The sequence below is a fragment of the Pseudomonas cremoris genome (assembly GCF_014230465.1).
In genome coordinates this window covers 136,253-160,577 of the sequence record NZ_JAAXCY010000011.1, presented here as the reverse complement: position 1 = coordinate 160,577, position 24,325 = coordinate 136,253, and the positions used below count along the sequence as shown (strand labels likewise).

Sequence of the window (24,325 nt, the reverse complement as noted above, 5' to 3'; positions counted from 1 at the left end):
CCGGGAGAGCTCATGCTCGCCGCCGTAAAACTGACTTCCGCCACCCGCCAGAACCTCTGGCGCCTGACGTTTATCCGCACCCTGGTCCTGGCCGCACAGGCTGGCTCCGTTGGGCTCGCCTATTGGTTCGACCTGCTGCCGTTGCCCTGGCTGCAATTGGGCGTGACCCTCGGGTTTTCCATCGTGCTGTGTGTGTTCACCGCCATTCGGCTACGCACCACCTGGCCAGTGACCGAGCTGGAATACGCCCTGCAATTGGCCTGCGACCTGTTTATCCACAGTGTGTTGCTGTACTTCTCCGGTGGTTCCACCAATCCGTTCGTTTCGTATTACCTGGTGCCGTTGACCATTGCGGCGGTGACCTTGCCGTGGCGTTACTCGGTGGTGCTGTCGGGTATCGCCCTGACGTTGTATACCCTGTTGCTGGCGCGCTTCTATCCGCTGCAAACCTTCCCCATCGCCAGGGAAAACCTGCAGATCTACGGGATGTGGCTGAGCTTTGCCCTGTCTGCCGCCGTCATTACCTTCTTCGCCGCGCGCATGGCCGAAGAGCTGCGCCGCCAGGAAGAACTGCGCGCCATTCGCCGTGAAGAGGGCCTGCGCGACCAACAACTGCTGGCCGTCGCCACTCAGGCCGCCGGCGCGGCTCATGAATTGGGTACACCACTGGCGACCATGAGCGTATTGCTCAATGAAATGACCCAGGACCATCACGACCCGGCGCTGCAGGAAGACCTCGGCGTGCTGCGCGAACAGGTCAAGCAGTGCAAACAAACCTTGCAGCAACTGGTACGCGCAGCCGAAGCCAATCGCCGACTGGCGGTGGAAATGCAGGACGTGACCCAGTGGCTCGATGAAGCCCTGAATCGCTGGCACCTGATGCGCCCCGAAGCCAGCTACCGCTTCAATCTGTTGGGCCAGGGCACCGTGCCACGCATGGCGCCGCCCCCAGACTTGACCCAAGCATTGCTCAACCTGCTGAACAACGCCGCTGACGCTTGCCCAGAAGGCCTGGGCGTACAGCTGGACTGGGACGCGGAAGACGTGACCATCAGCATTCGTGACCACGGCGCGGGCGTGCCGTTGGCCATTGCCGAGCAGATTGGCAAACCATTCTTTACCACCAAGGGCAAAGGCTTCGGCCTCGGCCTGTTTTTGAGCAAGGCCAGCGTGACCCGCGCGGGCGGCTCAGTGAAGCTCTATAGTCATGAGGAAGGTGGCACGCTTACCGAGCTGCGCCTGCCCCGTGTCGCACGAGGAGATATCGATGAGTGACGAGATCCAAGTCGAAGGCGAAGAACTGCCGCACCTGTTGCTGGTAGATGACGACGCCACCTTTACCCGCGTGATGGCGCGCGCCATGAGTCGTCGCGGTTTCCGCGTGAGCACCGCAGGCTCCGCCGAAGAAGGCCTGGCCATCGCTCAGGCCGACCTGCCGGACTACGCCGCCCTCGACCTGAAAATGGACGGGGACTCGGGCCTGGTGCTGTTGCCCAAGCTGCTGGAACTCGACCCGGAAATGCGCGTGGTGATCCTCACCGGCTATTCCAGCATCGCCACCGCCGTCGAGGCGATCAAGCGCGGCGCGTGCAATTACCTGTGCAAGCCAGCGGATGCCGATGACGTGTTGGCCGCTTTGCTTTCCGAGCACGCCGACCTCGACACCCTGGTGCCGGAAAACCCGATGTCGGTGGACCGCTTGCAGTGGGAGCACATCCAGCGCGTACTCACTGAGCACGAAGGCAACATCTCCGCCACTGCCCGCGCCCTGGGCATGCACCGCCGCACTTTGCAGCGCAAGCTGCAAAAGCGTCCGGTACGCCGCTGAACAAAGTCTGAACAATCTGCTTCAGGCTGCACGGGGTCCTGAACCGATCGTCTATGATCGGTTCAAACGCCTGTCACATTTTCTTACAGAGCCTGAACGATGAATCAGAACGCTGAGTACTCCGCGGTCAATGACGCGGTGCGTGGGCAATTCTTTCGCCGAACCTGGGCGATGATCACGCCCTATTGGCGCAGTGAAGAGAAGGGCAAGGCTTGGTTGCTACTGGCCGCAGTGATTGGCCTGTCGCTGTTCAGCGTGGCGATCTCCGTGTGGATCAACCACTGGTACAAGGACTTCTACAACGCCCTGGAAAAGAAGGACACCGATGCCTTCTGGCAACTGATCGGCTATTTCGGTGGGATCGCCGCCGTGGCCATCCTGGGCGCCGTGTATCGGCTGTACCTGACCCAGATGCTCACTATCCGCTGGCGTGCCTGGCTTACCGAAAAGCACTTCGCACGTTGGCTTGCCGACAAAAACTATTACCAGCTGGAGCAGGGCGGCTACACCGATAACCCGGACCAGCGGATTTCCGAAGACCTCAATAACTTCACCTCCAGCACCTTGAGCCTTGGCCTCGGTTTGCTGCGTAACGTTGTCAGCCTGGTGTCGTTCTCCATCATTTTGTGGGGTGTTTCCGGCAGCATCGAAGTGTTTGGCATCACCATTCCCGGCTACATGTTCTGGTGCGCGCTGCTGTATGCCGCCGTGGGCAGTTGGCTGACGCACCTGATCGGTCGTCGCTTGATCGGCCTGAGCAACCAACAGCAACGCTTCGAAGCGGACCTGCGTTTCTCGATGGTGCGGGTGCGTGAGAACGCCGAGAGCATCGCCTTGTATAACGGCGAGCCGAATGAAAAGCAGCGCCTGAGTACCCGTTTCGGCAAGGTCTGGCACAACTTCTGGGACATCATGAAAGTGTCCAAGCGCCTGACCTTTTTCACGGCGGGCTACAGCCAGATCGCAATCATCTTCCCCTTCATCGTCGCCGCGCCGCGCTACTTCACCGGCAAGATCGAGTTGGGCGAGCTGATGCAAATCAACTCGGCGTTCGGCAATGTGCAGGAGAACTTCAGCTGGTTTATCAGCGCGTACTCGGACCTGGCTTCGTGGCGCGCCACCAGTGATCGTCTGCTGAGCTTTCATCAGGCGATGAGTGATAACGAGCAACGTCCTGCGGCGATTGATGTGCGCCCGGAAGGCGAGCGCCTGGTGGTGCAGAACCTGGGTATGGACCTGGCCGACGGCCGTCACCTGCTGACCAATGCCGATATGAGTGTTGAGCCTGGGCAGCGCGTGATGCTCAGCGGCCGCTCCGGCAGCGGCAAAAGTACCCTGTTGCGTGCGATGGGCCACCTGTGGCCGGCGGGCCACGGCAGCATTCGCCTGCCGGCGGCGCGCTACTTGTTCCTGCCGCAAAAACCGTATCTGCCAATTGGTACTTTGAAAGCCGTGCTGAGTTATCCACAGGACGACAGCGTGTACTCGGCCGAACGTTATGCACAGGTGCTGGAGACGTGCCGTTTGCCACACCTGGTCAACCGCCTGGATGAGGCGAATCACTGGCAACGCATGCTCTCACCGGGTGAGCAGCAGCGCCTGGCGTTTGCCCGTGCGTTGCTGTTTGCGCCGCAATGGCTGTACATGGATGAAGCGACTTCGGCGATGGACGAAGAGGATGAGGCGACGTTGTATCAAGCGCTGATTGATGAGCTGCCGGGTTTGAGCATTGTCAGCGTGGGGCATCGCAGCAGCCTCAAGCGCTTCCATGGGCGGCATGTGCGGATTGAGGGTGGTAGGCTTCTGGAACAACCCGTAGCCTTAGGTTAGAGCACGGTCAAAAATGTGGGAGCGGGCTTGCTCGCGAAAGCGGTGGATCAGTCAACATCTTCAGTGACTGACACTCCGCCTTCGCGAGCAAGCCCGCTCCCACATTTGATCACTGGTGTTCTTAAGAATGAGCCCCAACAAAAAGCCCGGCTGATCATCGATCAGCCGGGCTTTTCTATTGCTTGAAGAAAGCTTACTTCTTCAAACCGTAATGCTCATCCAGCATGCCCGGGGCGTTCGGCGTTTTTGGCGCGTAGTCCCGTGGTGGCTCCTGATTTTCCCGGGGTGGGGTCAGGCGCTCCCGTGGAGTTTGCGGTGCATCGGAATGCAGCGCGGCCAGCAGACGCTGACGGGTGATGTCGTCGAGGGCCAGGCGGTTGGCACCATCGGCGAGGTGGTCTTGTACTTCCTGGTAGCTCTGGGTGAGCTTCTTGACCAGGTTCGCGGTGCTGTTGAAGTGGGTAACAACCTCGTTCTGATAACTGTCAAAACGTTCCTGAATGTCATCCAACTGACGCTGCGTGCGGTTAGGCGCGGCATTCGGCAGCAGGCGAGCAACCAGGAATCCAATGGCGACACCGGCAACCAGGGCAAGAGTCGGCAACAACCAAACTAAGAGCGAGTGTTCCACGAGTCCTTCCTCTATAAACGGCTTTGCTTTACGTTAACGGCTCAAACCTGCGCTGTATACCGCGATTAAGCTCGCAATGATGCCAAGCACAGACTTTTAGCTAGACGAGTCGACCCATTGAGAGGTCACGGAGTTCATTCCTTGCTCATGCGTGAAACCCCCGTTTTGATCGATGGCCCGGTAGGCCAATTGGAAGCCCTGTACCTGGATCACCCCGAACCACGGGGCCTGGCGCTGATCTGTCACCCCAACCCGGTGCAGGGTGGGACCATGCTCAATAAAGTCGTATCGACCTTGCAACGTACCGCCCGCGATGCGGGTTTGATTACATTGCGATTCAATTACCGTGGCGTCGGCGCGAGCGTCGGTACCCATGACATGAGCACGGGCGAAGTGGACGATGCCGAAGCAGCCGCCACCTGGCTGCGGGAAAAACACCCGGATTTGCCGATCACGCTGCTCGGCTTTTCCTTCGGTGGCTATGTCGCCGCCAGCCTCGGTGGCCGTCTGGAAGCCAAGGGTGAAACACTTGCGCACCTGTTCATGGTGGCCGCTGCGGTGATGCGCCTGCGCGACACCGACGTGCTGCCACAGGGCTGCCCGCTGACGCTGATCCAGCCGGAAACCGACGAAGTGGTTGACCCGCAAGCCGTTTACGACTGGTCCGCCGCCCTGAAACGCCCCCATGAGCTGCTGAAAGTGGCAGAATGCGGGCACTTTTTTCATGGCAAGCTCACCGATCTCAAGGATCTGGTGCTGCCACGCCTCTCGAATTGATAGCAGTCTGATAAGCGATTACCCATGACGACTCGTACCCGTATCCTCACCGGCATCACCACCACCGGCACGCCGCACCTGGGCAACTACGCCGGTGCGATCCGCCCGGCGATCCTCGCCAGCCAGGACGCCAACGCCGACTCCTTCTACTTCCTGGCCGACTACCACGCCTTGATCAAATGCGATGACCCGCAGCGCATCCAACGCTCGCGCATGGAAATTGCCGCGACCTGGCTGGCCGGCGGCCTGGATGTGAACCGGGTGACCTTCTACCGCCAGTCCGACATCCCGGAAATCCCCGAGCTGACCTGGCTGCTCACCTGTGTTGCCGCCAAGGGCCTGCTCAACCGCGCCCATGCGTACAAGGCCTCGGTGGACAAGAACGTGGAAGCCGGCGAAGACCCGGATGCGGGCATCAGCATGGGCTTGTACAGCTACCCGGTGCTGATGGCGGCGGACATCCTGATGTTCAACGCACACAAGGTGCCGGTCGGCCGCGACCAGATCCAGCACGTGGAAATGGCACGCGATATCGGCCAGCGCTTCAACCACCTGTTCGGCAACGGTAAAGAATTCTTCACCATGCCCGAGGCGTTGATCGAAGAAAGCGTCGCCACCTTGCCGGGCCTGGATGGCCGCAAGATGTCCAAGAGCTACGACAACACCATTCCGTTGTTCACCAGCGCCAAGGACATGAAGGACGCGATCTCGCGGATCGTCACCGACTCGCGCGCACCCGGCGAAGCCAAGGACCCGGACAACTCGCACCTGTTCACCTTGTTCCAGGCGTTTGCCAGCAAGGACCAGGAAGAAGAGTTCCGCGCCGAGCTGCTGCAAGGCCTGGGCTGGGGCGAGGCGAAGAACCGTCTGTTCCAACTGCTGGACGGCCAATTGGGCGAAGCCCGCGAGCGTTACCATCAACTGATGTCGCGCCCGTCGGACATGGAAGACCTGCTGCTGATCGGTGCCAAGAAGGCCCGTGCTGTGGCTGCTCCGTTTCTGGCAGAGCTGCGTGAAGCGGTTGGCCTGCGCTCGTTCGTCGAGCAGGCTGCGGCGCCGGTCGCGACCAAGAAGAAAGCTGCAAAGGCTGCGCGTTTCGTAAGCTTCCGTGAAGACGACGGCAGCTTCCGTTTCCGCCTGCTGGCGGCTGATGGTGAGCAACTGCTGCTGTCGCGCAACTTCGCCGACGGTAAAACCGCAGGCGCTGTGACCAAGCAGTTGCAAAGCGGTGAAGCGCTGGACGTACGCACCGAAGCCCTGGGCTTCAGCGTATGGCTGGACGGTGCGGCAGTGGCCGACAGCGCCGAGTTCGCCGACGGCGCCGCCCGCGATGCCGCCATCGCCGCACTGCGCATTGCGTTGACCCCTATCGAAGATTGACCCGACCAAGGGTTGATTGCCATTAATCAGGGCCGTCGTTACAGTGACGGCCCGTTTTTGTTGCCTTGCTAACGAAATTATGACGCCCCTAGAACGATATCAAGCTGATCTGAAACGCCCTGAATTCTTCCATGACGCGGCCCAGGAAACGGCGGTGCGTCATTTGCAGCGCCTGTACGATGACCTCATCGCGGCCTCGCAAAACAAGCCAGGGATGCTCAGCAAGCTGTTTGGCAAGAAGGACCACACGCCGGTCAAAGGCCTGTATTTCTGGGGCGGCGTGGGCCGGGGCAAGACTTACCTGGTAGACACTTTCTTCGAAGCGCTACCGTTCAAGGAAAAAGTCCGGACGCACTTCCACCGCTTCATGAAGCGTGTGCACGAAGAAATGAAGACCCTGCCGGGCGAGAAAAACCCGCTGACCATCATCGCCAAGCGCTTCTCCGACGAAGCGCGGGTGATCTGCTTCGATGAATTCTTTGTCTCCGACATCACCGACGCCATGATCCTGGGCACGCTGATGGAAGAACTGTTCAAGAACGGCGTGACCCTGGTCGCGACCTCGAACATCGTGCCTGATGGCCTATACAAGGACGGCCTGCAGCGTGCGCGTTTCCTGCCGGCCATTGCGCTGATCAAGCAGAACACCGAAATCGTCAACGTCGACAGCGGCGTGGACTACCGCCTGCGCCACCTGGAGCAAGCGGAGCTGTTCCACTTCCCGCTGAACGAAGCGGCCCACGAGAGCCTGAAAAAGAGCTTCCGTGCGCTGACGCCGGAATGCACCCAGGCGGTAGAAAACGACAAGCTGATGATCGAGAACCGCGAGATCATCGCCCTGCGCACCTGCGATGACGTGGCCTGGTTCGACTTCCGCGCCTTGTGCGACGGCCCGCGCAGCCAGAACGACTACATCGAGTTGGGCAAGATCTTCCACGCCGTGATTTTGAGCGGTGTGGAACAGATGAGCGTGACCACCGACGACATCGCGCGCCGTTTCATCAACATGGTCGACGAGTTCTACGACCGGAACGTGAAGCTGATCATCTCGGCGGAAGTCGAGCTGAAGGACTTGTACACCGGCGGTCGTTTGAATTTCGAATTCCAGCGCACGCTCAGCCGTTTGCTAGAGATGCAATCCCACGAGTTTCTGTCTCGCGGGCACAAGCCATAAGAGCGCTGTAGATCAAATGTGGGAGCGGGCTTGCTCGCGAAGGCGGAGTGTCAGTCACTGAAGATGTTGACTGATCCATCGCCTTCGCGAGCAAGCCCGCTCCCACATTTTTTTGCATTCAACTTTAGTTATGCGGCCTGCTGAAACTGCTGGCGATACTGGTTCGGCGACAGCTCCGTGTGCTGCCTGAACAGCCGCGCAAAGAAACTCGCATCGTCATACCCCACCTCATAACTGATGGTCTTGATGCTCTTGCGGCTACCCGAGAGCAGGCCCTTGGCGGTCTCGATACGTAGGCGCTGCAGGTAATGCAGCGGCTTGTCACCGGTGGCGGTCTGGAAGCGACGCATGAAGTTGCGGATGCTCATGCCGTGTTCCCGGGCGACATCTTCGAAGCGAAATTTGTCGGCGAAGTGTTCTTCAAGCCAGTGCTGGATCTGCAGGATGATCACGTCCTGGTGCAGCTTCTGTCCGCCAAACCCAATACGTCCAGGTGAATAGCTGCGCTGCACTTCATAGAGGATGTCGCGGGCTACGGCCTGGGCGATGTTGGCACCGCAGAAGCGTTCGATCAGGTAGATATAAAGGTCGCATGCCGAGGTAGTGCCGCCCGCGCAGTACAGGTTATCGGCGTCGGTCAGGTGCTTGTCCTGGTTGAGCTGAACCTTGGGGAAACGCTCGCTGAAGGCATTGAAGAAACGCCAGTAGGTGGTCGCCTCCTTGCCATCAAGCAGGCCGGCTTCGGCCAGCCAGAACACCCCGGTGGCTTCGCCGCAGAGCACTGCGCCGCGGGCGTGTTGCTCGCGCAACCACGGCAGCACTTGCGGGTAACGGCTGCACAGGGCATCGAAATCATCCCAGAAGGCAGGTAACACGATGATGTCGGCGTCTTCCAGGCCGCCGTCCACCGGCATGATCACATTACTGAAACTGCGCACCGATTGCCCATCGGGGCTGACCAGTCGTGATTCGAACGCTGGGGTCAGGCCCAGGCCTTGTTGCTTGCCGTAACGCAGGCTGGCGAGGTGGAAGAAATCCTTGGCTTGCATGAGGGTTGAAGCGAATACCCGATCAACGGCCAAAATGCTGACGCGCCGCAGGGGCGTGGAGATTTGGTTAGACATAATTTCATTTATTCTTATAGGGGAAAGTGGTCACCAGACGGCTGGATCGTCTTATTTTTTGTCGCATGTGTCCAGTGTCCCGTGATGCCTTCGCGGCATAGTCTCTGTGGGCTTGTTTTTGTCCGACAATCCCCGCAGGTGAGCCATGATCCCCAGAACCTTGTTCAGCCCCGAGCACGAACTCTTCCGCGAGAGCGTGCGTACCTTCCTCGAAAAAGACGCCGCGCCGTACCATGGGCAATGGGAGAAGCAGGGTTATATCGACCGTAGCCTGTGGAGCAAGGCAGGGGAGGCGGGGATGCTGTGTTCCCACCTGCCGGAGGAGTACGGCGGGTTGGGCGCGGACTTTCTCTACAGCGCGGTGGTGATCGAGGAGATCAGTCGGCTGGGTCTCACCGGTATCGGTTTTTCCCTGCATTCGGACATCGTCGCGCCGTACATCCTGCATTACGGCAGTGAAGCGCTGAAGCACAAGTACCTGCCCAAGTTGATCTCCGGCGAGATGGTCACGGCCATCGCGATGACTGAGCCAGGTGCGGGTTCCGACCTGCAAGGGGTCAAGACTACCGCCGTGCTGGACGGTGATGAGTACGTGATCAATGGTTCCAAGACCTTTATCACCAATGGCTTTCTCGCCGAGTTGGTGATCGTCGTGGCCAAGACCGATCCCAAGGCCGGCGCCAAGGGCACCAGCCTGTTTTTGGTGGAAGCCGATACGCCCGGCTTCGACAAAGGCAAGCGCCTGGAGAAAGTCGGCATGAAGGCCCAGGACACCTCGGAGCTGTTCTTCCAGGACGTGCGTGTGCCCAAGGAAAACCTGCTGGGCCAGGCCGGAATGGGCTTCGCGTACTTGATGCAGGAGCTGCCTCAGGAGCGTTTGACGGTGGCGATCGGTGCGCTGTCATCCGCTGAGGCGGCGCTGGAGTGGACGCTGGAATACACCCGTGAACGCAAGGCGTTCGGCAAGGCGATTGCCGATTTCCAGAATACCCGTTTCAAGTTGGCGGAGATGGCGACCGAGATTCAGATCGGCCGGGTGTTTGTTGATAAGTGCATGGCATTGCACCTGGAAGGCAAGCTGGATGTGCCTACGGCCGCGATGGCCAAGTACTGGGCCACGGACCTGCAATGCAAGGTGCTCGATGAGTGCGTGCAGTTGCACGGCGGCTACGGCTTCATGTGGGAATACCCGATTGCGCGGGCCTGGGCGGATGCGCGGGTGCAGCGCATTTATGCGGGGACCAATGAGATCATGAAGGAGATTATTGCGCGGGCGCTTTGATGATTTTGTAGTGCTGCTGATGGCCTCTTCGCGAGCAAGCCCGCTCCCACAGTAGACCTGGTTCCAACATGAAAATGCGGTCGAATGTGGGAGCGGGCTTGCTCGCGAAAGCGGTCTACAGATCAATCAAGGCGCAGGGTTCGGATGATCTTTCTGAATCGCCTCAATCCCCTCCAACACCTCTTTCGACAGCTTAAGCTCAGCACTGGCAATGTTGCTGTCCAGTTGTTCCAGCGATGTAGCACCGATGATATTGCTGGTCACAAACGGTTGTTGCGTTACAAACGCCAACGCCATCTGCGCCGGGTCCAGGCCATGTTCACGCGCCAATGCCACATAACGGCTGCACGCCGCCTCCGACTGTGGGTTGAAGTAACGGCTGAAGCGGCTGTATTCGGTCAGGCGCGCTTTGGCTGGGCGTGCGCCGTTCTCGTATTTGCCGCTGAGCATGCCAAACGCCAGTGGCGAGTAGGCCAACAGGCCGCATTGTTCGCGAATGGCGATTTCCGCCAGGCCCACTTCAAAGCTGCGGTTGAGCAGATTGTAGGGGTTCTGGATCGACACCGCGCGGGTCCAGCCACGGGCCTCGGCCAGGGCGAGGAATTTCATGGTGCCCCACGGGGTTTCGTTGGACAGGCCAATGTGGCGGATCTTGCCGGCCTTCACTTGCTCATCCAGCGCTTCGAGGGTTTCTTCCAGCGGGGTGAGGTCTTCTTCGTCCTTGTGCTTGTAGCTCAGCTGGCCAAAGAAGTTGGTGCTGCGCTCGGGCCAATGCAGCTGGTAGAGGTCGATCCAGTCGGTCTGCAGGCGCTTGAGGCTGGCATCCAGCGCTTCGACGATGTGCTTGCGGTTGTGGCGCAGGTGGCCGTCGCGGATGTAGTCGATGGTGTTGCCCGGGCCGGCGATCTTGCTGGCCAGGACCCAGTCGGCACGGTCGCCGCGGCTCTTGAAGTAATTACCGATATAACGCTCGGTGGTGGCGTAGGTGTCGGCCTTCGGCGGCACCGGGTACATTTCGGCTGTGTCGAGGAAGTTGATCCCCGCCGCCTTGGCCCGCTCGATCTGTGCGAAGGCCTCTGCCTCGCTGTTCTGCTCGCCCCAGGTCATGGTGCCCAAGGCTATCGCGCTCACGTTCAGATCCGTACGGCCCAGCTGTCGATAATCCATCGGGTACTCCTTCGGGGAAAACAATCATAAAAGCAGGTTGAATTTTTTTTCGCAATCTGCATAATTGCCCACCTCTTTCTGCAGTGGAAGTGATGCGCCGCCTGCCGAAGAATCTTGCCGTTGAACGGACGCGCCGACCCGAGCCCCCGATAGCGTCTGTATCCGGCTGCCTTTGACTTGTCAAAGTACGCACTATTCAGTAAGATCCGCCGTCTAATTTACAGGGCGGCCCCTGAGGCTATTAAAGAATGACAACTTTTACTGCAAAACCGGAAACAGTTCAGCGCGACTGGTTTGTCGTCGACGCCGCTGGTCAGACCCTGGGTCGTCTGGCCACTGAAGTCGCCAGCCGTCTGCGTGGCAAGCACAAGCCTGAGTACACCCCTCACGTTGACACCGGTGACTACATCGTGATCATCAACGCTGAGCAGGTTCGTGTAACCGGCAACAAAGCAAGCGACAAAATGTACTACCGTCACTCCGGTTTCCCAGGCGGTATCAAGTCTTCCAACTTCGAAGGCCTGATTGCCAAGAAGCCTGAAGCCCCGATCGAAATCGCGGTCAAAGGCATGCTGCCTAAGGGCCCACTGGGTCGCGATATGTTTCGCAAGCTGAAAGTCTATGCGGGCGCTGTACACCCTCATGCTGCTCAGCAGCCCCAAGAACTGAAGTTTTAACGGAATAGTTCATTATGTCGGCGACTCAAAATTACGGCACTGGCCGTCGCAAAACCGCAACCGCTCGCGTTTTCCTGCGTCCGGGTACTGGTAACATCTCGATCAACAACCGCTCCCTGGACAACTTCTTCGGCCGCGAAACTGCCCGCATGGTAGTTCGTCAGCCGCTGGAACTGACCGAGACCGTTGAAAAGTTCGACATCTACGTCACCGTTATCGGTGGCGGTGTAAGTGGTCAAGCTGGCGCAATCCGCCACGGTATCACTCGCGCTCTGATGCAGTACGACGAAACCCTGCGTAGCGCTCTGCGCAAAGCGGGCTTCGTTACTCGCGATGCTCGTGAAGTTGAACGTAAGAAAGTCGGTCTGCGTAAAGCGCGTAAGCGTCCGCAGTACTCGAAGCGTTAATTCGCTTTACGTTCCACAAAAACGCCCAGCTCCTCACGGAGTTGGGCGTTTTTTATTGCCTGCAATTTATGCAGAAAAATCGCCGTGACAACTTGCCACATCCGTAGACCCCCTATACTACAAGGCCTGGAGGCGGAGCCCCGGGCAATTCCCTTGTCATACGTGGGGCTTTTCATTACCATTCGGCAAAATTTTTATAAGTAAAGTTTCAACACTTAGTAGACGCCTGATTTAACAGGCCAAAAAGCTGATGGGAGAGGACTGAATGAGCAATGACGGCGTGAATGCAGGCCGGCGTCGCTTCTTGGTAGCAGCCACATCCGTGGTGGGTGCTGCAGGAGCGGTGGGGGCTGCGGTCCCGTTCGTGGGGTCATGGTTTCCCAGTGCCAAGGCGAAAGCCGCAGGTGCACCGGTGAAGGTGAATGTCAGCAAGATCGACCCAGGCCAGCAAATGATTGCTGAGTGGCGCGGTCAGCCAGTATTCATCGTTCGTCGTACCGAGGAAATCCTGGGGAATCTGAAGAAAATCGAAGGTCAGCTGTCTGACCCCGACTCGAAGAATTCCGACCAACCCGCTTACGTCGATAAGGAAATTCGCTCGATCAAGCCAGAGATTCTGCTGCTGATCGGTATCTGCACCCACTTGGGCTGCTCGCCTACCTTCCGCCCGGAAGTTGCTCCTGCCGACCTTGGCAAGGATTGGGTCGGTGGCTACTTCTGCCCGTGCCACGGCTCTCATTACGACCTGGCCGGTCGCGTCTACAAGTCCCAGCCCGCACCCTTGAACCTGCCAGTTCCGCCACATCACTACGAGACTGACAGTGTCATTGTCATTGGCGTCGACGAGGGGGAGAAAGCCTGATGAGCAAGTTCATGGATTGGGTCGATGCGCGCTTCCCCGCCACAAAAATGTGGGAAGACCATCTCAGCAAATATTACGCACCAAAAAACTTCAACTTCTTCTACTTCTTTGGCTCCCTGGCGCTGCTGGTGCTGGTCAACCAGATCGTCACCGGTGTCTGGCTGACGATGAGCTACACCCCGTCGGCGGAAGAGGCGTTCGCCTCCGTCGAATACATCATGCGTGACGTCGAGTACGGCTCGATCCTGCGCCTGTTGCACTCTACAGGCGCTTCGGCGTTTTTCATCGTCGTCTACATGCATATGTTCCGCGGCCTGCTCTACGGGTCGTACCAGAAGCCGCGCGAGTTGGTGTGGGTCTTCGGCATGCTGATCTACCTGGCGCTGATGGCCGAGGCCTTCATGGGCTACCTGCTGCCATGGGGCCAGATGTCGTACTGGGGCGCACAGGTGATCATCTCGCTGTTCGGTGCGATTCCGGTAATCGGTAACGACCTGACCCAGTGGATCCGTGGTGACTATCTGATCTCTGGCATTACCCTGAACCGCTTCTTCGCCTTGCACGTAGTGGCCTTGCCAATCGTGATCCTGGGCCTGGTGGTGCTGCACATCCTGGCACTGCACGAAGTGGGTTCCAACAACCCGGATGGCGTGGATATCAAGAAGCACAAGGACGAGAACGGCATCCCGCTGGATGGCATTCCGTTCCACCCGTACTACACCGTAAAAGACATTGTCGGCGTAGTCGTCTTCCTGTTCGTGTTCTGCTCGATCGTGTTCTTTTTCCCGGAGATGGGTGGTTATTTCCTGGAGAAACCTAACTTTGAACAGGCCAACGCCTTCAAGACGCCTGAGCACATTGCCCCGGTCTGGTACTTCACGCCGTTCTACGCGATCTTGCGGGCGATTCCCGACAAGCTCATGGGCGTAATCGCCATGGGGGCGGCCATCGCGGTGCTGTTCGTGTTGCCATGGCTCGACCGTAGCCCGGTCAAGTCCATGCGCTACAAGGGCTGGCTGAGCAAAATCTGGCTATGGGTGTTCTGCATTTCGTTCGTGATCCTCGGTGTGTTGGGCGTTTTGGCGCCGACTCCTGAGCGTACGTTGCTGTCGCAGGTCTGCACCTTCCTGTACTTCGCCTACTTCATTCTGATGCCGTTCTATACCCGGCTTGAGAAGACCAAACCGGTACCGGAAAGGGTGACTGGCTGATGAAAAAATTATTCGTTGCATTGATGCTTGCGGCGCTGCCGCTACTGTCCTTCGCTGCCGAGCATGGCCCTGAGCTGGAAAAAGTCGATATCGACGTGTCCGACAAGGCCGCCATGCAGGACGGGCTGCGTACGTTCACCAACTACTGCATGGGTTGCCACAGCGCCAAGTTCCAGCGCTACGAGCGTGTTGCCGATGACTTGGGGATCCCGCATGACGTGATGCTCAGCCATTCGGTGTTCACCGGCGCCAAGATCGGCGACCACATGAACATCGGCATGCAACCCGCTGACGCCAAGACCTGGTTCGGCGCAGCACCGCCTGACCTGACCCTGGTGGCGCGTGTGCGCGGCACCGACTGGCTGTATGGCTACCTGAAATCCTTCTACGAAGACCCAGCGCGTCCTTATGGCGTGAACAACAAAGTCTTCCCGAACGTCGGCATGCCCAACGTTCTGGTCGGCCTGCAGGGTCGCCAAGTGGTAGGATGCAAGCAGGTTCAGGTCGTTGAAGACGGCAAGAAGCAATATGATCCGTTGACCGGTACGCCTTTGACTCACGAGGCATGCGATCAACTGACCATCGTGCCCAAGACCGGCGCGTTGAATGAAGAGCAGTTCGACGAGAAGGTAAAAAATCTCGTGACCTTCCTGGCCTACTCGGCCAACCCGGTCAAACTGCAGCACCAGCGCATCGGTACCTATGTATTGCTGTACCTGGCCTTCTTCTTCGTATTCGCCTATCTGCTCAAACGCGAATACTGGAAGGATGTGCATTGATCCAACCGTAAGCAATTGCTGTTAATCTTGCGCGCCCAGCGGCATCTCTGAACACGTAGCGACCAGGTAACACCTGCCGTTACAGAGATGCTCTCTGGGCGCGCTCGTTTTTGAGCTTTCGATAATTTCAACAAGCGAGGAGGACCGCCATGGGCGTGACCAATCGGTTGGCCTGTTACTCCGACCCCGCCGACCACTATTCCCACCGAGTGCGTATCGTGCTCGCAGAGAAGGGTGTCAGCGCCGAGATCATCAGTGTGGAGGCGGGTCGTCAGCCGCCGAAACTGATCGAAGTGAACCCCTACGGCAGCTTGCCCACCCTGGTCGATCGTGACCTGGCGTTGTGGGAGTCGACCGTGGTGATGGAATACCTGGATGAGCGTTACCCGCATCCGCCTTTGCTGCCGGTGTACCCGGTGGCGCGTGCCAACAGCCGTCTGCTGATCCATCGTATCCAGCGCGACTGGTGCGGGTTGGTTGATGTGATTCTGGATTCGCGTACAAAAGAAGCCGTTCGCGTACAGGCACGCAAGGAATTGCGCGAAAGCCTGACCGGCGTTTCGCCATTGTTCGCCGATAAGCCTTTTTTCCTCAGTGAGGAACAAAGTTTGGTGGATTGCTGCCTATTACCGATACTCTGGCGTTTGCCGATTCTCGGTATTGAACTGCCGCGGCCTGCCAAGCCGCTGCTTGATTACATGGAGCGCCAGTTTGCGCGTGAGGCTTTCCAGGCGAGTCTGTCTGGTGTCGAACGCGATATGCGCTAAGGCTTAAGGAGCCGCTGATGAACTCCAGTCGACCCTACCTGGTCCGCGCGCTCTATGAGTGGATTGTGGACAACGATTGCACCCCGCACATGCTGGTCAATTCCGAATTTCCTGCGGTTCAGGTACCGCAGGGTTTTGCCAGTGACGGACAGATTGTGCTGAACGTATCGCCGAGCGCCGTGCGCCACCTGCACATGGACAACGAGGCGGTCAGCTTCGAAGGGCGTTTTGGCGGCGTGCCCCATACGCTGTTCGTGCCGATTGGTGCCATTCTCGGGATCTACGCCCGTGAGAATGGCCAAGGCATGGTGTTCGATCTGGAGTCGCCTTTCGAGGATGACGAAGCGATCGAAAACGAAGACGGTGATGACCTGCCACCACCGGATGCCGAGCCACCGCGCCCAAGCGGCCGGCCGAGCCTGAAAGTGGTGAAGTAAGCGGCTATCGCCTTCGGGCAAGCCTGAAAAATGCCTCGGCCTGTGCCGGGGCGTTTTTTTGCGCGCAGGATGTAGATGAAAGTCGCGCCCGGACGGTGATCGTACAACCGCCATGGGCTATGATGCGTGCTCAAGTTCACCGAGAAAGATGATCCATCATGGAAAACGCCAACACCGCCCCTCGTCTTCCCCGCAAGCGCCGCAGCCTTGCCCAGGAATTGGTCACGGTGTTGTCCGAGCAGATCCGCGACGGTGAACTCAAGCGTGGCGACAAACTGCCCACCGAGTCGGCGATCATGGAAGCCCATGGGGTCAGTCGCACCGTGGTGCGTGAGGCCATCTCGCGCTTGCAAGCGGCAGGACAGGTGGAAACCCGTCACGGCATCGGCACCTTCGTGCTGGACACGCCGAGCCCCAGCGGCTTCCGTATCGACCCGGCCACGGTGGTCACCCTGCGTGATGTGCTGGCGATACTGGAGCTGCGTATCAGCCTGGAAGTGGAGTCGGCTGGCCTGGCTGCGCTGCGCCGCAGTGATGAGCAACTGGCGGCCATGCGCGCCGCCCTCGACGCCTTGAATGAAAGTGCGGCACACGCCGGCGACGCGGTGGCGTCCGACTTCGCGTTCCACCTGGAAATTGCGCTGTCCACCGGTAACCGCTATTTCACCGACATCATGACCCACCTGGGCACCAGCATCATTCCGCGCACGCGGTTGAATTCGGCACGCCTGGCCCATGATGACCAGCAACACTACATGGGACGCTTGAGTCGTGAGCATGAAGAGATCTACGAGGCGATTGCCCGTAAGGATTCAGATGCGGCGCGTGCGGCCATGCGCTTGCACCTGACCAATAGCCGTGAGCGGCTGCGCCATGCCCATGAAGAGGCAGAAGCGCAGCGCAACTGAGGTTGATGCCTATCTAGTGTGGGAGCGGGCTTGCTCGCGAATGCGGTGTGTCAGTCTGCATATACATCGACTGAAAGAACGCCTTCGCGAGCAAGCCCGCTCCCACATTATGATCTCCAGTGTCTTAGCTGGCAGGCTGGTTCGGCTTGTAGTCCTTGAGCAGCAGATAGGTGCTCCACCCCCACCAATCATCCGTCCAGCGCTTGTCGTTCAGGTCATTCACATCCTTGCGACGCAGCACCTTGTCTCCCTCCGTCTTGAACAGCGGCGAAAAATTATTCGCCGGGTTCTGCGCCGCATTCAGGTCCGGCACATACAACGGCGCCTTGAAATTGGCCGGGGAGGGCGTGACACCGCTGATGAAGGTTTCGAAAATTTCATCCGCCGAAGCCTGCACGGCACGTTTGACCTGCATCCGATTGTCCGCATCAATCGCGTCGAAGTAGCGCTTGTCCCCATAGGCGTGCCACTGATCGCCCATGGCGTTACGCACCTTGAGCCCGAACTTGCTGTCTTCGTCGTGCATGAAGCGGCTAATCAGCGAACCCAACTCACCGGGTGTCACCACGGCGGCGAGTTGTTTGCGCGGGACGCGTAGATGGCCGGCCGAGAACAGGTCGGTCAAAAAGTGATCAGCAAAACTGTTCATGGCATACGCCAGTTCCAGCGCCTGGTCGGTGCCGGTCTGGTGCGCCACGGCGGCTTGTTGCAGTGCCGCCGTGTGCCCCGCCAGGTAGGCTGACAGCGCCCATTCACCGAAATGGTCGGCATTGTCCGCCGCCAGTTTCAGATAACGTCCCAATGGAATCAGCGCCGAGACTGCGCTGCCGCCGCCAGTGATGCGGTTCCATTCTTCGGACAACGTATCACCCAAGGCGTCGTAGGCTTCATGGGCTTGTTTGCCGTCTTTGATCGCCTGCTTGACCGCAGTGATCTCCGTTTGCATCACCGCGAGGATCTTGTGCGCTTCCTCCCGTGAGGCGGGCAGCACGGCGAGCGTGTTGAACGCAGCGCTAAAGCGTTGCACGCGCTCGGCAGGCGAGGCGCCATCGCTGATAGGCTGGCCAGGGATGCCATAGAAGTCACCGCCCAGGGCGATCACTTGGCCGTAGGTCAATGCCAGTCCGTTAGGCAGGTGCAATTCAACTTGGCGTGAGGGAATCGCCGGGGCGTCCTTGGCGAAACGCAACAGGGTGTCATCGCCAATGGCGGTGTGTTCGCCGCCTTCGAAGCGCAGGACGGGTGGTTTCTTTTCGGGTGCCGCGAGTTCAAGACCTGACATGTTAGCTCCTTGCTATGTCGTAGGAATCTTCCGTAACAACTGTATGTATATACAGTTATTGCCAGAGTAGAGGAATAATTTCCTACGTCAAGAAGGCAAGAAAAACAGCGAGCCTCGGAACGACCTCGACGAATTGCAGTTGACGAAATCATTTATAGTTGTACGATGACGTACGACATCACCAAAACCAACAACAACCTTTCAATAGAAAGTCTTCGCCCAGGGTGTTCGAATAATGAATCCACAAGAACTGAAGTCCATCCTCTCCCACGGTCTGCTGTCTTTCCCGGTGACCGATTTCAACGCCCAGGGTGACTTCCACCAGGCGGGTTACATCAAGCGTCTGGAATGGCTGGCCCCTTACGGCGCCACCGCGTTGTTCGCCGCTGGCGGCACCGGTGAGTTTTTCTCCCTGGCGGCCAGCGAATATTCGCAAGTGGTGAAGACCGCAGTTGATACCTGCGCCACCAGCGTGCCGATCCTCGCCGGTGTCGGCGGTTCGACCCGCCAGGCCATCGAGTACGCCCAAGAAGCCGAGCGCCTGGGTGCCAAAGGCCTGCTGCTGCTGCCGCATTACTTGACCGAAGCCAGCCAAGACGGCGTTGCCGCCCACGTTGAAGCGGTGTGCAAGTCGGTAAAAATCGGTGTGGTGGTGTACAACCGCAACGTCTGCCGCCTGACCGCGCCACTGCTGGAACGCCTGGCCGAGCGCTGCCCGAACCTGATCGGCTACAAGGATGGCCTGGGCGATATCGAACTGATGGTCTCGATTCGCCGCCGTCTCGGTGATCGTTTCAGCTACCTCGGCGGCCTGCCGACTGCAGAGGTTTACGCTGCGGCCTACAAAGCCTTGGGCGTTCCGGTGTACTCCTCGGCGGTGTTCAACTTCATCCCGAAAACCGCGATGGACTTCTACCATGCGATTGCCAAGGACGATCACGCCACCGTTGCCAAGATCATCGACGACTTCTTCCTGCCATACCTGGACATCCGTAACCGCAAAGCCGGTTACGCGGTAAGCATCGTCAAGGCCGGTGCAAAAATCGCCGGCTACGACGCAGGCCCGGTACGTACCCCGCTGACCGACCTGTTGCCGGAAGAATACGAAGCCCTCGCCGCGCTGATCGACAAGCAAGGCGCGCAATAACTTATCTACAAGGCCGCTGAGAGATCAGCGGCCTTTTGCGTCAGGAGAGAATTCGTGTCCCAAGCTCAGCGTTACGAAAACTACATCAATGGCCAGTGGGTGGCCGGTGCCGACTATTGCGTCAACCTCAACCCGTCGGAGTTGTCTGACGTCATTGGCGAATACGCCAAGGCGGATGTCGCCCAAGTCAACGCCGCCATTGACGCCGCCCGCGCCGCGTTCCCGGCCTGGTCCACCTCGGGCATTCAGGCTCGCCATGACGCCCTGGATAAAGTCGGCAGTGAAATCCTCGCCCGCCGCGAAGAACTCGGCACCCTGCTGGCCCGGGAAGAGGGCAAGACCCTGCCCGAAGCCATCGGTGAAGTGACCCGCGCCGGTAATATCTTCAAGTTCTTCGCCGGTGAATGCCTGCGTCTGTCCGGCGACTACGTGCCGTCGGTACGCCCTGGCGTTAACGTTGAAGTGACTCGCGAAGCCTTGGGCGTGGTCGGCCTGATCACTCCGTGGAACTTCCCGATCGCCATCCCCGCCTGGAAAATCGCCCCGGCCCTGGCCTACGGCAACTGCGTGGTGATCAAGCCTGCCGAGCTGGTCCCGGGCTGCGCCTGGGCCCTGGCAGAAATCATCTCCCGCGCAGGTTTCCCCGCCGGTGTGTTCAACCTGGTGATGGGCAGCGGCCGTGTGGTTGGCGACGTGTTGGTCAACAGCCCGAAAGTCGATGGCATCAGCTTCACCGGCTCGGTGGGTGTAGGGCGTCAGATCGCCGTGAGTTGCGTGTCGCGCCAGGCCAAAGTGCAGTTGGAAATGGGCGGCAAGAACCCGCAGATCATTCTCGACGACGCCGACCTCAAGCAGGCCGTCGAGCTGTCGGTACAGAGCGCGTTTTACTCCACTGGCCAGCGTTGCACCGCTTCCAGCCGCTTGATTGTTACCGCCGGCATTCACGACCAGTTCGTTGCGGCGATGGCTGAGCGCATGAAGTCGATCAAGGTCGGTCATGCCCTCAAAAGCGGCACTGACATTGGCCCGGTGGTTTCCCAGGCCCAACTGGATCAGGACCTCAAGTACATCGACATCGGGCAAAGCGAAGGCGCGCGTTTGGTCAGCGGTGGCGGCCTGGTGACGTGCGATACCGAGGGTTACTACCTGGCGCCGACGCTGTTTGCCGACAGCGAAGCGGCCATGCGTATCAGCCGTGAAGAGATCTTCGGCCCAGTGGCCAACGTGGTGCGCGTAGCGGATTACGAGGCAGCACTGGCCATGGCCAACGACACCGAGTTCGGTTTGTCGGCGGGCATTGCCACGACGTCGCTCAAGTACGCCAACCACTTCAAGCGCCATTCCCAGGCTGGGATGGTGATGGTCAACCTGCCGACCGCCGGCGTGGACTACCACGTTCCGTTCGGTGGCCGTAAGGGTTCATCCTATGGTTCGCGTGAGCAAGGTCGCTATGCGCAAGAGTTCTACACCGTGGTGAAGACCAGCTACATCGGTTCGTAACTCGCAACACCTGTGGGGGCCGGATGCCTGCTGGTCCCCCACACTGAAAAATAGAAAACCATTACCCGCAAAAAAAATAATTAGTGGGAGTACTTCTTCATGCAAGCGACCAAGCCGACCCACGTCCGCTATTTGATCCTGCTCATGCTGTTTTTGGTGACCACGATCAACTACGCCGACCGGGCTACCATCGCCATCGCGGGCTCCAGCCTGCAAAAAGACCTCGGTATCGACGCGGTCACCCTCGGTTATATCTTCTCTGCATTCGGTTGGGCCTACGTGGCCGGGCAAATTCCCGGCGGCTGGCTGCTCGACCGGTTCGGCTCGAAAAAAGTCTACGCCCTGAGCATCTTCACCTGGTCACTGTTCACCGTGCTGCAAGGCTATGTCGGTGAATTCGGTGTCTCCACTGCTGTGGTTGCGCTGTTTATGCTGCGCTTCATGGTGGGTCTGGCCGAAGCGCCCTCGTTTCCCGGAAATGCGCGTATTGTTGCGGCGTGGTTTCCTACGGCCGAGCGCGGCACTGCTTCGGCGATCTTCAACTCGGCGCAGTACTTCGCCACGGTGCTGTTTGCGCCGCTGATGGGTTGGATCGTCTACAGCTTCGGCTGGCAGCATGTGTTTATCGTGATGGGCGTGATCGGCATCCTGTTCTCGCTGATCTGGCTGAAAGTTATCCACAGCCCTCGCCAGCACCCGATGATCAACGAAGCCGAGCTCAACCACATCGCAGCCAATGGCGCGATGGTCGATATGGATCAAGACAAGGGCAAGGGTAAGAAAACTGACGGTCCGAAGTGGGATTACATCCGCCAACTGCTGACCAACCGCATGATGCTTGGTGTCTATCTGGGTCAGTACTGCATCAACGGCATCACCTACTTTTTCCTGACGTGGTTCCCGGTGTACCTGGTGCAAGACCGTGGCATGACCATCCTCAAGGCAGGTTTCATTGCTTCATTGCCGGCGATCTGCGGCTTTATCGGCGGCGTGCTCGGCGGGGTGATTTCCGACTACCTGCTGCGCAAAGGCCATTCCCTGACCTTTGCACGCAAGGCGCCGATCATTGGTGGGCTGCTGATTTCCAGCAGCATCGTGGCCTGCAACTACGTGGATATCGAATGGATGGTGGTGGGCTTCATGGCGTTGGCCTTCTTCGGCAAAGGCGTTGGCGCACTGGGTTGGGCGGTGGTGTCCGACACCTCGCCGAAACAAATCGCCGGCCTCAGTGGTGGTCTGTTCAACACCTTCGGTAACCTGGCGTCGATTACCACGCCGATTGTCATCGGCTACATCATCAGCACCACCGGTTCGTTCAAATGGGCCTTGGTGTTCGTCGGCGCCAACGCGCTGGTGGCGGTGTTCAGCTACCTGGTCATCGTCGGTCCGATCAAACGTGTCGTACTCAAAGAGCCGCCAACCAAAGGCCCCGAGCTGACCAACCTTACCCAAGCGCACTCCTGAGGGGCGATGTAATGCAGTTGATTGAACATGCCGACTCGCCGCGCTCCATTCGTTTGCACGAGCGTGACAACGTAGTGATCGTGGTCAATGACCAGGGTGTACCGGCCGGGACCGAATTCCCCGACGGCCTGGTGACCGTGGATTTCATCCCGCAGAGCCACAAGGTGACGCTGGAGGATATTCCCGAAGGCGGTCAGATTATTCGTTATGGCCAGACTATCGGTTACGCCTTGGCGCCGATTCCGCGCGGCAGTTGGGTGCAGGAAGATCAACTGCGTATGCCCACCGCGCCCCCGCTGGACAGCTTGCCGTTGTCCACCGAGGTGCCCGAAACCCAGGCGCCGTTGGAGGGGTTTACCTTTGAGGGGTATCGCAACGCCGACGGCACCGTGGGCACGCGCAACATCCTTGGCATCACCACTACGGTGCAGTGCGTCACCGGCGTGCTGGACCATGCGGTCAAGCGTATCAAGGACGAATTGCTGCCCAAGTATCCGCATGTCGATGACGTGGTGGCGCTGACCCACAGCTACGGCTGCGGCGTGGCGATCACTGCGACGGATGCCTATATTCCGATCCGCACCGTGCGCAACCTAGCGCGCAACCCGAACCTGGGGGGCGAAGCCCTGGTGATCAGCCTGGGTTGCGAGAAATTGCAGGCCGGGCAGGTGATGCACGACAACGACAGCTCGGTCGACCTGAGCGAGCCTTGGCTGTATCGGCTGCAGGACTCCAGTCACGGCTTTACCGAAATGATCGAGCAGATCATGGAACTGGCCGAGACACGGTTGAAGAAGCTCGACCAACGTCGGCGCGAAACCGTGCCGGCCTCGGAGCTGATCCTGGGCATGCAGTGTGGCGGCAGCGATGCGTTTTCCGGCATCACCGCCAACCCGGCGCTGGGTTATGCCTCGGACTTGCTGCTGCGGGCGGGGGCGACGGTGATGTTCTCGGAGGTCACTGAAGTCCGTGATGCCATCTACCTGCTGACTTCACGCGCCGAGAGCAAGGAAGTCGCCCAGGAACTGGTCAGGGAAATGGACTGGTACGACCGTTACCTGGCCAAGGGCGAGGCAGACCGTAGCGCCAACACCACGCCGGGCAACAAGAAGGGTGGGTTGTCGAATATTGTCGAGAAGTCGCTGGGCTCCATCGTCAAGTCTGGCAGCAGCGCGATCAACGGCGTGCTCGGCCCGGGCGAACGCTTCAAGGGCAAGGGGCTGATCTTTTGCGCCACGCCAGCCAGTGACTTTGTGTGTGGCACCTTGCAACTGGCGGCCGGGATGAACCTGCATGTGTTTACGACTGGGCGTGGCACGCCTTATGGCCTGGCGATGGCGCCGGTGGTGAAGGTATCGACACGTACGGAATTGGCGCAGCGCTGGCCAGACCTCATTGATATCGACGCCGGGCGCATTGCTACCGGGCGTGCGAGCATCGAGGAGTTGGGCTGGGAGTTGTTCCACTTCTACCTGGATGTGGCCAGCGGCAAGAAGCAGACGTGGGCGGAGCGGCATAAGCTGCATAACGACATCACGTTGTTTAACCCTGCGCCTATTACTTGAGACCGAGTCGCCTGCTTCGCGAGCAAGCCCGCTCCCACATTTAACCGATTTCCAACATGAGAATGCGGTTGAATGTGGGAGCGGGCTTGCTCGCGAAGGCGTCCTAACAGACGCCGCAGGGCAGCA

General features: G+C 59.1%; 23 protein-coding genes. 19 read left to right on the top strand and 4 right to left on the bottom strand.

Annotated features, from left to right (window positions below):
* Positions 1-12 precede the first annotated feature (12 nt).
* The 3 genes from HF257_RS25395 (at position 13) to HF257_RS25385 (ending at position 3,658) form a co-directional block, all read left to right on the top strand.
* Complete coding sequence (locus tag HF257_RS25395) at positions 13-1,275, top strand: ATP-binding protein (protein WP_185708337.1); 1,263 nt, start codon at positions 13-15, stop codon at positions 1,273-1,275.
* Positions 1,268-1,828, top strand: coding sequence for a response regulator transcription factor (locus HF257_RS25390; protein WP_010565532.1), 561 nt, complete (start codon positions 1,268-1,270; stop codon positions 1,826-1,828). Before HF257_RS25395 ends, HF257_RS25390 begins: the two co-directional genes overlap by 8 nt.
* Before the next feature lie 99 nt (positions 1,829-1,927).
* The gene (locus HF257_RS25385) at positions 1,928-3,658 is read left to right on the top strand and encodes an ABC transporter ATP-binding protein/permease (RefSeq protein WP_185708338.1); all 1,731 of its coding nucleotides are present in this window, start codon (positions 1,928-1,930) and stop codon (positions 3,656-3,658) included.
* A 193-nt stretch (positions 3,659-3,851) separates the two neighbouring features.
* Here HF257_RS25385 and HF257_RS25380 read toward each other — a convergent pair whose 3' ends face one another.
* Positions 3,852-4,289 (bottom strand): YhcB family protein, encoded by a 438-nt coding sequence (locus HF257_RS25380; protein ID WP_032886236.1) that lies wholly within the window; start codon positions 4,287-4,289, stop codon positions 3,852-3,854.
* Between the two features lie 147 nt (positions 4,290-4,436).
* Here HF257_RS25380 and HF257_RS25375 point away from each other — a divergent pair, with 147 nt between their 5' ends.
* From HF257_RS25375 to zapE, 3 genes are all read left to right on the top strand, one after another.
* Positions 4,437-5,066: an alpha/beta hydrolase gene (locus HF257_RS25375; protein ID WP_185708339.1), complete on the top strand. Its 630-nt coding sequence runs from the start codon at positions 4,437-4,439 to the stop codon at positions 5,064-5,066.
* A gap of 24 nt (positions 5,067-5,090) precedes the next feature.
* On the top strand, positions 5,091-6,446 hold the full coding sequence (locus HF257_RS25370; RefSeq protein ID WP_185708340.1) for a tryptophan--tRNA ligase: 1,356 nt from the start codon (positions 5,091-5,093) through the stop codon (positions 6,444-6,446).
* 79 nt (positions 6,447-6,525) lie between these two features.
* Positions 6,526-7,620: a cell division protein ZapE gene (gene zapE, locus HF257_RS25365; protein ID WP_185708341.1), complete on the top strand. Its 1,095-nt coding sequence runs from the start codon at positions 6,526-6,528 to the stop codon at positions 7,618-7,620.
* A 128-nt stretch (positions 7,621-7,748) separates the two neighbouring features.
* Here zapE and HF257_RS25360 read toward each other — a convergent pair whose 3' ends face one another.
* Complete coding sequence (locus HF257_RS25360; RefSeq protein ID WP_185708451.1) at positions 7,749-8,669, bottom strand: GlxA family transcriptional regulator; 921 nt, start codon at positions 8,667-8,669, stop codon at positions 7,749-7,751.
* Positions 8,670-8,889: 220 nt separating this feature from the next.
* Here HF257_RS25360 and HF257_RS25355 point away from each other — a divergent pair, with 220 nt between their 5' ends.
* Positions 8,890-10,026, top strand: a complete 1,137-nt coding sequence (locus tag HF257_RS25355) for an acyl-CoA dehydrogenase family protein (protein WP_185708342.1) — start codon at positions 8,890-8,892, stop codon at positions 10,024-10,026.
* 126 nt (positions 10,027-10,152) lie between these two features.
* On the opposite strand, the gene HF257_RS25350 is transcribed toward HF257_RS25355, so the two are convergent.
* A complete protein-coding gene (locus tag HF257_RS25350; protein ID WP_185708343.1) occupies positions 10,153-11,193 on the bottom strand; it encodes an NADP(H)-dependent aldo-keto reductase in 1,041 nt (346 codons plus the stop codon).
* A gap of 248 nt (positions 11,194-11,441) precedes the next feature.
* Between HF257_RS25350 and rplM the strand changes: the two genes are divergently transcribed.
* From rplM to HF257_RS25310, 8 genes are all read left to right on the top strand, one after another.
* Complete coding sequence (rplM, locus tag HF257_RS25345) at positions 11,442-11,870, top strand: 50S ribosomal protein L13 (RefSeq protein WP_003188508.1); 429 nt, start codon at positions 11,442-11,444, stop codon at positions 11,868-11,870.
* Between the two features lie 14 nt (positions 11,871-11,884).
* Positions 11,885-12,277: a 30S ribosomal protein S9 gene (rpsI, locus tag HF257_RS25340; RefSeq protein WP_102591612.1), complete on the top strand. Its 393-nt coding sequence runs from the start codon at positions 11,885-11,887 to the stop codon at positions 12,275-12,277.
* A 265-nt stretch (positions 12,278-12,542) separates the two neighbouring features.
* Complete coding sequence (gene petA / locus HF257_RS25335) at positions 12,543-13,139, top strand: ubiquinol-cytochrome c reductase iron-sulfur subunit (RefSeq protein WP_003216040.1); 597 nt, start codon at positions 12,543-12,545, stop codon at positions 13,137-13,139.
* Positions 13,139-14,350 (top strand): cytochrome b, encoded by a 1,212-nt coding sequence (locus HF257_RS25330; protein WP_032877803.1) that lies wholly within the window; start codon positions 13,139-13,141, stop codon positions 14,348-14,350. Before petA ends, HF257_RS25330 begins: the two co-directional genes overlap by 1 nt.
* A complete protein-coding gene (locus HF257_RS25325; RefSeq protein ID WP_185708344.1) occupies positions 14,350-15,129 on the top strand; it encodes a cytochrome c1 in 780 nt (259 codons plus the stop codon). Before HF257_RS25330 ends, HF257_RS25325 begins: the two co-directional genes overlap by 1 nt.
* A 149-nt stretch (positions 15,130-15,278) precedes the next feature.
* A complete protein-coding gene (locus HF257_RS25320) occupies positions 15,279-15,896 on the top strand; it encodes a glutathione S-transferase N-terminal domain-containing protein (RefSeq protein ID WP_016971566.1) in 618 nt (205 codons plus the stop codon).
* A 17-nt stretch (positions 15,897-15,913) separates the two neighbouring features.
* A complete protein-coding gene (locus HF257_RS25315; protein WP_122487516.1) occupies positions 15,914-16,333 on the top strand; it encodes a ClpXP protease specificity-enhancing factor in 420 nt (139 codons plus the stop codon).
* 158 nt (positions 16,334-16,491) lie between these two features.
* A complete protein-coding gene (locus tag HF257_RS25310) occupies positions 16,492-17,241 on the top strand; it encodes a FadR/GntR family transcriptional regulator (protein ID WP_185708345.1) in 750 nt (249 codons plus the stop codon).
* A gap of 124 nt (positions 17,242-17,365) precedes the next feature.
* On the opposite strand, the gene HF257_RS25305 is transcribed toward HF257_RS25310, so the two are convergent.
* Positions 17,366-18,523 (bottom strand): phospholipase, encoded by a 1,158-nt coding sequence (locus HF257_RS25305; RefSeq protein WP_185708346.1) that lies wholly within the window; start codon positions 18,521-18,523, stop codon positions 17,366-17,368.
* A 235-nt stretch (positions 18,524-18,758) separates the two neighbouring features.
* On the opposite strand from HF257_RS25305, the gene kdgD reads away from it, so the two are divergent.
* The 4 genes from kdgD (at position 18,759) to garD (ending at position 24,199) form a co-directional block, all read left to right on the top strand.
* Complete coding sequence (kdgD, locus tag HF257_RS25300) at positions 18,759-19,670, top strand: 5-dehydro-4-deoxyglucarate dehydratase (protein ID WP_034102171.1); 912 nt, start codon at positions 18,759-18,761, stop codon at positions 19,668-19,670.
* 54 nt (positions 19,671-19,724) lie between these two features.
* A complete protein-coding gene (locus HF257_RS25295) occupies positions 19,725-21,170 on the top strand; it encodes an aldehyde dehydrogenase family protein (RefSeq protein WP_185708347.1) in 1,446 nt (481 codons plus the stop codon).
* A 99-nt stretch (positions 21,171-21,269) separates the two neighbouring features.
* Positions 21,270-22,634: an MFS transporter gene (locus tag HF257_RS25290; RefSeq protein WP_185708348.1), complete on the top strand. Its 1,365-nt coding sequence runs from the start codon at positions 21,270-21,272 to the stop codon at positions 22,632-22,634.
* 11 nt (positions 22,635-22,645) lie between these two features.
* A complete protein-coding gene (garD, locus tag HF257_RS25285) occupies positions 22,646-24,199 on the top strand; it encodes a galactarate dehydratase (protein ID WP_159960608.1) in 1,554 nt (517 codons plus the stop codon).
* Positions 24,200-24,325 lie beyond the last annotated feature (126 nt).

Excerpts from the sequence above, each read along its gene's own strand:
- HF257_RS25395 (WP_185708337.1), top strand. The coding sequence starts at position 13 with ATGCTCGCCGCCGTAAAACTGACTTCCGCCACCCGCCAGAACCTCTGG.
- HF257_RS25390 (WP_010565532.1), top strand. The coding sequence starts at position 1,268 with ATGAGTGACGAGATCCAAGTCGAAGGCGAAGAACTGCCGCACCTGTTG.
- HF257_RS25385 (WP_185708338.1), top strand. The coding sequence starts at position 1,928 with ATGAATCAGAACGCTGAGTACTCCGCGGTCAATGACGCGGTGCGTGGG.
- HF257_RS25375 (WP_185708339.1), top strand. The coding sequence starts at position 4,437 with ATGCGTGAAACCCCCGTTTTGATCGATGGCCCGGTAGGCCAATTGGAA.
- HF257_RS25370 (WP_185708340.1), top strand. The coding sequence starts at position 5,091 with ATGACGACTCGTACCCGTATCCTCACCGGCATCACCACCACCGGCACG.
- zapE (WP_185708341.1), top strand. The coding sequence starts at position 6,526 with ATGACGCCCCTAGAACGATATCAAGCTGATCTGAAACGCCCTGAATTC.
- HF257_RS25360 (WP_185708451.1), bottom strand. The coding sequence starts at position 8,669 with ATGCAAGCCAAGGATTTCTTCCACCTCGCCAGCCTGCGTTACGGCAAG.
- HF257_RS25355 (WP_185708342.1), top strand. The coding sequence starts at position 8,890 with ATGATCCCCAGAACCTTGTTCAGCCCCGAGCACGAACTCTTCCGCGAG.
- HF257_RS25350 (WP_185708343.1), bottom strand. The coding sequence starts at position 11,193 with ATGGATTATCGACAGCTGGGCCGTACGGATCTGAACGTGAGCGCGATA.
- rplM (WP_003188508.1), top strand. The coding sequence starts at position 11,442 with ATGACAACTTTTACTGCAAAACCGGAAACAGTTCAGCGCGACTGGTTT.
- rpsI (WP_102591612.1), top strand. The coding sequence starts at position 11,885 with ATGTCGGCGACTCAAAATTACGGCACTGGCCGTCGCAAAACCGCAACC.
- petA (WP_003216040.1), top strand. The coding sequence starts at position 12,543 with ATGAGCAATGACGGCGTGAATGCAGGCCGGCGTCGCTTCTTGGTAGCA.
- HF257_RS25330 (WP_032877803.1), top strand. The coding sequence starts at position 13,139 with ATGAGCAAGTTCATGGATTGGGTCGATGCGCGCTTCCCCGCCACAAAA.
- HF257_RS25325 (WP_185708344.1), top strand. The coding sequence starts at position 14,350 with ATGAAAAAATTATTCGTTGCATTGATGCTTGCGGCGCTGCCGCTACTG.
- HF257_RS25320 (WP_016971566.1), top strand. The coding sequence starts at position 15,279 with ATGGGCGTGACCAATCGGTTGGCCTGTTACTCCGACCCCGCCGACCAC.
- HF257_RS25315 (WP_122487516.1), top strand. The coding sequence starts at position 15,914 with ATGAACTCCAGTCGACCCTACCTGGTCCGCGCGCTCTATGAGTGGATT.
- HF257_RS25310 (WP_185708345.1), top strand. The coding sequence starts at position 16,492 with ATGGAAAACGCCAACACCGCCCCTCGTCTTCCCCGCAAGCGCCGCAGC.
- HF257_RS25305 (WP_185708346.1), bottom strand. The coding sequence starts at position 18,523 with ATGTCAGGTCTTGAACTCGCGGCACCCGAAAAGAAACCACCCGTCCTG.
- kdgD (WP_034102171.1), top strand. The coding sequence starts at position 18,759 with ATGAATCCACAAGAACTGAAGTCCATCCTCTCCCACGGTCTGCTGTCT.
- HF257_RS25290 (WP_185708348.1), top strand. The coding sequence starts at position 21,270 with ATGCAAGCGACCAAGCCGACCCACGTCCGCTATTTGATCCTGCTCATG.
- garD (WP_159960608.1), top strand. The coding sequence starts at position 22,646 with ATGCAGTTGATTGAACATGCCGACTCGCCGCGCTCCATTCGTTTGCAC.